This window comes from Flindersiella endophytica (genome assembly GCF_054779015.1).
On the sequence record NZ_BAAGYY010000009.1, the window covers coordinates 211,892 to 218,628 of the forward strand.

General features: G+C 68.9%; 10 protein-coding genes and 1 tRNA gene. 7 read left to right on the plus strand and 4 right to left on the minus strand.

Annotated elements, in window-relative coordinates:
• The first annotated feature begins 30 nt into the window (after nt 1-30).
• A complete protein-coding gene (locus ACYVF6_RS06285) occupies nt 31-879 on the plus strand; it encodes an endonuclease/exonuclease/phosphatase family protein (RefSeq protein ID WP_460516949.1) in 849 nt (282 codons plus the stop codon).
• Nucleotide 880: 1 nt separating this feature from the next.
• Here ACYVF6_RS06285 and ACYVF6_RS06290 read toward each other — a convergent pair whose 3' ends face one another.
• Complete coding sequence (locus ACYVF6_RS06290) at nt 881-1,417, minus strand: AAA family ATPase (protein WP_460516952.1); 537 nt, start codon at nt 1,415-1,417, stop codon at nt 881-883.
• A gap of 52 nt (nt 1,418-1,469) precedes the next feature.
• On the opposite strand from ACYVF6_RS06290, the gene ACYVF6_RS06295 reads away from it, so the two are divergent.
• From ACYVF6_RS06295 to ACYVF6_RS06305, 3 genes are all read left to right on the plus strand, one after another.
• The gene (locus tag ACYVF6_RS06295) at nt 1,470-2,042 is read left to right on the plus strand and encodes a peroxiredoxin (protein WP_460516955.1); all 573 of its coding nucleotides are present in this window, start codon (nt 1,470-1,472) and stop codon (nt 2,040-2,042) included.
• A gap of 27 nt (nt 2,043-2,069) precedes the next feature.
• Nucleotides 2,070-2,163: transfer RNA gene (locus ACYVF6_RS06300), tRNA-Ser, on the plus strand.
• A gap of 180 nt (nt 2,164-2,343) precedes the next feature.
• Nucleotides 2,344-2,682, plus strand: coding sequence for a hypothetical protein (locus tag ACYVF6_RS06305; RefSeq protein ID WP_460516958.1), 339 nt, complete (start codon nt 2,344-2,346; stop codon nt 2,680-2,682).
• Nucleotides 2,683-2,756: 74 nt separating this feature from the next.
• Here the strand turns inward: ACYVF6_RS06305 and ACYVF6_RS06310 are convergent, their stop codons facing one another.
• The gene (locus tag ACYVF6_RS06310) at nt 2,757-3,365 is read right to left on the minus strand and encodes a hypothetical protein (protein ID WP_460516961.1); all 609 of its coding nucleotides are present in this window, start codon (nt 3,363-3,365) and stop codon (nt 2,757-2,759) included.
• Nucleotides 3,366-3,469: 104 nt separating this feature from the next.
• Here ACYVF6_RS06310 and ACYVF6_RS06315 point away from each other — a divergent pair, with 104 nt between their 5' ends.
• Genes ACYVF6_RS06315 through mraY form a run of 3 tightly spaced genes read left to right on the plus strand, consistent with a single transcriptional unit; the run spans nt 3,470 to nt 5,722 of the window.
• A complete protein-coding gene (locus ACYVF6_RS06315) occupies nt 3,470-3,943 on the plus strand; it encodes a hypothetical protein (RefSeq protein ID WP_460516964.1) in 474 nt (157 codons plus the stop codon).
• A complete protein-coding gene (locus tag ACYVF6_RS06320) occupies nt 3,937-4,581 on the plus strand; it encodes an alpha/beta hydrolase (protein WP_460516967.1) in 645 nt (214 codons plus the stop codon). The genes ACYVF6_RS06315 and ACYVF6_RS06320 overlap by 7 nt, the downstream gene beginning before the upstream one ends.
• Nucleotides 4,582-4,633: 52 nt before the next feature.
• Complete coding sequence (mraY, locus tag ACYVF6_RS06325) at nt 4,634-5,722, plus strand: phospho-N-acetylmuramoyl-pentapeptide-transferase (RefSeq protein ID WP_460516970.1); 1,089 nt, start codon at nt 4,634-4,636, stop codon at nt 5,720-5,722.
• A gap of 18 nt (nt 5,723-5,740) precedes the next feature.
• Here mraY and ACYVF6_RS06330 read toward each other — a convergent pair whose 3' ends face one another.
• A complete protein-coding gene (locus tag ACYVF6_RS06330; RefSeq protein ID WP_460516973.1) occupies nt 5,741-6,286 on the minus strand; it encodes a DinB family protein in 546 nt (181 codons plus the stop codon).
• Between the two features lie 64 nt (nt 6,287-6,350).
• On the minus strand, nt 6,351-6,737 hold a 387-nt coding region (locus tag ACYVF6_RS06335), incomplete at its 5' end, for a DUF899 family protein (RefSeq protein ID WP_460516976.1).

Here is a 6,737-nt window from a genome sequence, read left to right on the forward strand (position 1 = left end):
GCGGGATCCCACTCGATTACCTTCTTTGACGTGGTGAAAAACAACCAGCCGGCCGCCAGCCGGCGCACAATTCTTGGCGCCGCGGCGCTCGGCGTGGCCGGTGCCGCGTTCAGCGCGCTGCCCGCCCACGCTTCCGAAACGCAGGGTACGAAGATTCGCGTAGCTACGTACAACATCCACCATGCTCAGGGCACCGACGACGTGCTCGACCTCGAGCGGATCGCGTCGATCGTGGAGTCGTTCGGGGCTGACCTCGTGGGCCTGCAGGAGGTCGACCGGCACTGGAGCGAACGCAGCGAATGGGTCGACCAGCCCACCTGGCTCGCCCGCCGGCTCGGAATGCGGGTCGCGTACGGCGCGAACCTCGATCTCGATCCGCTCTCGGAGGGGGAGCCCCGGCGGCAGTACGGCACGGCCGTGCTGTCCCGGTGGCCGATCAAGTGGTGGCGCAACACGTACCTGCCGAAGTTCGAAGGGCACGAGCAACGCGGGCTGCTGGAGACCGTGGTCGACGTGCACGGGGAACGGGTCCGGTTCGCCTGCACCCACCTGCAGCACAACGACAACCTCGAACGGGAGCAGCAGGCCGCCGCGATCCTCGACCTGCTCGGTGACCGGCCGCGGCGCACCATCCTGGTCGGGGACCTGAACGCCGTACCCGAGGCGCCGGAGATCAAGACCCTGACCCAGGAACTGGACGACGCCTGGGTGGAAATCGGAGACGGAGACGGGCTCACGCACCCGTCCGAGGCGCCGACGCACCGGATCGACTACGTGCTGGGAACCGGTGATCTGAAGGCGGTGTCGGCGAAAGTGTCCTCCGTCGACCCGGCCGGCTCGGACCACCTGCCGGTGGTCGCGTCGTACGTCCTGCGCTGACTTACTCCACGAGGGTCTCCGGCAGGCGGGCCAGGATCTCGTCGACCGTCTGGCTCGGTGTCTGGCTGGAGGTGTCCAGCCAGAGTCCGAGCTTGGGCGTGTCCTCGTGCAGCACGGCGTCGAGGCCTTCGATCGTCCAGCCGTCCTTGTACGCGGTCTTGCGGCGGTCCTGCTCGCGCTGGGCCACGGACCTCTGGTCGGGCGCGAGCACGACCATGCCGAAGGGGCGTGTCCTTACGGTTGCGGCGAACTCTGCGAGGTCGGAGCCGAGGATGACGTCCTGGACGACGGCGGTGAACCCGGCCGCTGCGTACCGATCGGCGACCATGGCGGCGATCTGGTAGCGGAGAGTGAGCTCTGCCTGCATCTGCCCGCCCCCGCCGGGAACGACGGGCGCCTGCCCGCTGACCAGCATCCGCCGGAACGTGTCGCCGCGTACGTGAGCGGAGCGCTCCAGCCGCTCGGCCAGCATCTGCGCGACGGTCGACTTGCCGGCAGCCTGAACACCGGTGATCGCGATCACCTTGGGTACGTCCACGCCGTTCATCGTGGCTGACAGTGGTGGCCGGGCGCGACTAGTTTTGTCTGATGTGAGCGCCCACGACCCGACCTCGCTGCCCACCGACCTCCCCGTCCCGTCTGACGACGGCGCGGCCGACCACCTCCCGGGCGCAGCCGTGCCCTCGCTCTTGCTGCCCGCGACGACCGGCTCCTCCGTGTCCCTGCTGTCCGCGAGCCAGTCCGAGCGCGTCGTGGTCTTCTGCTACCCGAAGACCGGCCGCCCGGGCGTAGCGCCCGCCCCAGGCTGGGACTCGATCCCGGGAGCGCGCGGGTGTACGCCGGAGGCCTGCGCCTTCCGCGACCTCAAGGTCTCCTTCGACGCCCTGAACGTGGCCATCTTCGGGTTGTCGACCCAACCCACGCCGTACCAACAAGAGGCGGCGTCGCGCCTCCACCTGCCGTACCCCCTGCTGAGCGACGCGTCACTGGCGCTGACGACCGCCCTGCGGTTGCCGTCCATGATCGTCGAGGGCGAAACCCTCCTCCGCCGCACGACGCTGGTGCTGGATGCCGGCGCGATCACCCACGTCTTCTATCCCGTCTTCCCACCCGACACCCACGCGGAAGCCGTGCTTGCCTGGCTGAGTGACCAGCCCCATTAGCCCGAGCCCGGTAAAGTACACCGGCGAGGAGGGCTCGCATAGTGGCCTAGTGCGGTGGTCTTGAAAACCACTACCGAGGGACCTCTCTCGGTCATGGGTTCGAATCCCATGCCCTCCGCCAACCAGCCCAATTGGCTGCCTGACCTGCAGGTTCACCGGCACCGCCGGACCAACCTACTGTCCGGCGATGTCTGGCTGTCTACGGCTAGCTGTGCCGAATACGTGCCGAACCCCGAGGCCGCGGTTGTAACCGAGCTGCGCCGATTGCGTCTCCTCAGACAACCGTCCTCAAGGGGAATCCATGGCATACAAAATCGTCGGCGGTATCGGCGCAGTACTCCTGTTCGTTGGGCTCCTGGTCGGCCTCATACCCGTCTCAGCCGAAGGCGTGAACTGCGGATCGGCCTTCGCCGAGTCACGCGACCCCGCGGTGGCGGACCTCGCGTCAACACTCAGCGGCATGGGTCCTGTCACCAACACAGAAGGTGCCTGCGAATCTCTCCGGTCTGTTGTACGCATTCCGGCAATTGCCTTGATCATGCTCGGCGCCATAGGCACGATCGCCGGTGTCAGCATGTACATGAGTGCGACCGCGCCCGCAGCCGCAGCTCGCGCACGCCGACCGAAGCCGACGACCTGAGATACGCGCCAACTTGGATACGACCTCGGGTTCGTCGAGTACGGGAGGCTGGTCGAGCCCGCCGGGACGTTCGATCAGGTGGAGATGTTCCTGCCCATCGAGGACCGCCGTCGCCAGTAGGCGATCGCCAGGGCGCCGAGCAGCGGGCCCCACAGCAGCAGCGGCAGATAGCAGACCGCCACCAGCCAGCCCTCCCAGCCGTCCGCTCGCAGCACGTTGTCCGGGCGCATCGGCCGCCACTGGATGTCGCGCGCGCAGACTGCGCACACCGCGGTCCAGGTCCACAGCGTCGTCAGGATCAACGAGCCCAAGGTCGCCGGAACGAGGGCCACCAGCGGTGGCACCCGCCGGCCGCGCAGTAACGGGATCCAGCGCGGCCACACCTCACCCCAGCGCGCGATCATCCCGTACGCCGTGAACGCCAGCAGCTCCGATCCGATCGACAGCAGCGTGACGTACACGAGCATCGGCATCCACTCCGGCACCTGGCCGCGCCCGGCGTCCGCGGTGCCGATGATCGTCGCGTGGATCTCCATGCCGATTCGCCAGAGGCTGGCAGGCAGTACGGAGAGGGTGACGGCGAACGCGGCGCGCCTGGCCCAGCGGGGTACTCCCGCCACCGGCTCGTGCGCGGCCGCCCATGCAGAGCGCAACCGCGGCGCGGGCTGAGTGAACGTGGTCATGTACTCGACGATCGCTGCCCGCCGACCGGAAACCGTCGCCCGTCAAGGGGATCCGGCTCGCTCGGACGAGGGATCCGTCGGTGCCCGCTGATATACCCATGCCAATGGCCGAGGACGAAGACCTCATCCGCCGCTGCCTGCGCGAGCTCGGCCTCGCCGGCGCGCGGCTGGACCACTATGCCTCGGTGTCCGGCGCCGGCTCTGGGGCGCAGGTGTTCCGGCTCGCACTCGACGGCGGCGTGCACGCGGTGCTCAAGGTCACCACGGCACCCGACCGAGAGCAGGCCCGACGCGAGCTCGCCTTCTGGCAGGTCACGACCCGAGGCCACGGCCCGGAAGACTTCGCCCTGTTGTGGAGCCGGGCCAACGCCGACGGCGGCCGCCCGCCGGTCGACGACATGCGGGCGGCGTACGCCGGGGTTCGCGGGCTGCCCGACGACGACGTGCTCCATCGCGCGATGGTGGCGAGCCGGATCCGGCTCGAGCTGTTCGGCTGGCCCGACCGCCTGCCGCACTTCGACGTCGAGCGGCAGCGGCGCATCGTCGGCCAGCTGGCAGGATTGGCCGAGCGATGGTGACTTTCGTCTTCGTTCACGGCGCCCTGCACGGCGCATGGTGCTGGGACCTCGTCGTCTCCGAGCTGCGCGAGCGCGGCCACGACACCGTGACCATGGACCTGCCGATCGACGACCGGGAGGCGGGCCTCGAGGAGTACGCCGAGACGGTGGTCGCCGCCGTACGAGCAGCAGCGCCGGCGAACGAGCTGGTCCTGGTCGCGCACTCGATGGGCGCCACGTGCGCGCCACTGGTGTGCGCCCGCCTGCCGATCAGCCGGCTGATCCTGCTCGCCGGCATGGTCCCGAAGACCGGGGAGACGGGCTGGCACGCGTTCGCCGAGAGCGACCCCGAGCTCGACCAGCCGCGCGACGTCGGCGACCCCTTCTACCACGACGTTCCGGAGACGCTGGCCGCCGAGGCCCGGGCCAAGCTCCGCCACCAGTGCGCGAAACCGCACCGCCAGCCGATCGCCCCGTGGCCGGACCTCCCGATCACGTACCTCCTCTGCCGCGACGACCGCGTGATCCCGGCCAAGTGGCTCCGCCGCGTCGTACCCCTCCGCCTCGGCATCACTCCCGACGAGATCGACGGCGGCCACTCGCCGTTCCTGAGCCGCCCGGCCGAGCTGGCCGACCGTCTGGTGAGCTACCTCCCGTGACCCACTCGGCCCGGTAGGCAACGACAAAGCGGGCGTTTGCGTCAATCGACCTGTGAAGGCGATCCTCCTCGGCGGCATCGTGTCGCTCGTCCTGTCCATCGGCCTGACTCCGCTGGCTGCCCGCTTCTTCCTACGCAAGGGCCTCGGCCAGCCAATCCACGTAGATCTGCTGCAGGATCACCAGGTCAAGCAGGGCACGCCAACCATGGGCGGGTCGGTGGTCATCGCCGCGGCCACCATTGGGTATCTCGTCGCGCACCTCGTCGCCGGTCGCGGTCCGTCGGCGTCCGGCCTGCTCGTACTCCTTCTGCTGATCGGCCTCGGCATCGTCGGCTTCCTCGACGACTTCCTGAAGATCACGCGGGAGCGCAACCTCGGCCTGCGCGGCCGTACGAAGCTGATCGGGCAGACGCTCGTCGCGGTCGTGTTCGCGATCCTCGCCATCCGCCTCCCCGACGCCGACGGCCTGACGCCCGCGTCGACGTTCGTCTCGGTCATGCGCGACGTGCCGGCCCTCCAGTTGGGCGCGGTGCTGTTCGTGCTGTGGGCGGTGTTCATGGTGTCAGCCACGTCGAACGGCGTGAACCTGATCGACGGCCTGGACGGGCTCTCGTCGGGCACCTGCGTACTCGTCTTCGCCGGCTACACGATCGTCTGCGTTTGGCAGTTCAACCAGGCGTGCGCCGCAGCGGTGGGAGCCGGCCCACCAGGCTGCTACGAGGTACGCGATCCGTACGACCTCGCGATCATCGCGTTCGCCCTGGCGACCGCCTGCGGCGGCTTCCTCTGGTGGAACTGCAACCCGGCCCGCATCTTCATCGGCGACACCGGCGCCCTCGGCCTCGGCGGCGCGATCGCCGGACTGGCCATCACGACGCGGACCGAGCTGCTTCTCGTCGTCATCGGCGGCATCTACGTCGTCGCCAACGGGTCGGTGATCCTGCAGCGCGGCTACTTCAAGCTGACCAGGAGGCTCACCGGCACGCCGCGCCGGATCTTCCTGAACTCTCCTCTTCAGCATCACTACCTGCGCAAGGGCTGGCCGGAGATCACCATCGTGATCCGCTTCTGGATCATCGCCGGGATCTTCGTCGCCGCAGGCCTCGGCCTGTTCTACGCCGAGTGGCTCACGCACGCCTGAGGTCGCTACCCCGCTGCTCTACCGTGGGCCGTTGCCTCGCAGGCCGTCGACTGCTTCCCGCAACATGTCGGCGTGGCCGGTGTGCATGAGGTTCTCCTCCAGGACGTCGAGGAGCATCCGCCGGCGGCTCACGATGTACGGCTGGCCTTGCCACTCGCCGCGGTGGATGCCGACGTCGAGGCCGCCGTCCTCGCCCATCTCCCTCCAGGCGGCCACCGTACGGCCGACGACGCCGTACCACAGTGCGTACAACTCCTCCGGCTCGTCGTCGACGGCAGAGTGCCAGTCCCAGTCCACATCGGTCTCGAAGACGGCCGGGCTCCAGGGCAGGTTGGGCTCGCGGCCGTGGGCGGCGGCCGTCCAGCTCTCCTCGACCGATGCCATGTGCTTGATCAGGCCGGCCAGGGTCATCTTCGAAGGTGGGTGCTGCCGGCGTAGCTGCTCGGCGTCGAGCCCTCCGGTCTTCCAGGCGAACTGCTGATGCACTCGCTCGAGTGCCCAGCACAGCTGCTCCGCCTCGTTGCCCTGGCGAAGGTCGTCCAACGGCAGATCTCTCCAGTCCATGACGGCATCGTGGCACGGACCATCGGCACGTGCGCGATGACTTTCCGACCAGGCGCGCCAGCCCTCAGGTCAGTTCGTCGGAGTGGCCGGCTTCGATCCGGGACCACTGGGCGATCGGACGTCCGTTCGCTCGCCAGACCTGGGGGTTCCTGGCGTCGCCCCAGGGCTGGGGCCAGCCCTCCGGGGAGTCTTCCCACGTCTCCTGGCGTCCGTAGACGGTCATGTCCAGCAGGCCGTGGGTCGGTGCCATGATCTCGACGCCGCGACCGCCGGTGTAGTACGTCTCGAACACCCGCTCGCCGTCGCGGACGTAGCAGACGAGGTGGTGGCGCTGCCAGTCACGACCCTCGAGGAGTTGCGGCGCCGTCTTCTCCACGGAGTACCACGGCATGTCCAGGCCCAGGAAGTCGCGGTAACGGACACTCGCCTCGTACGGGCCCTTGCACAGGAC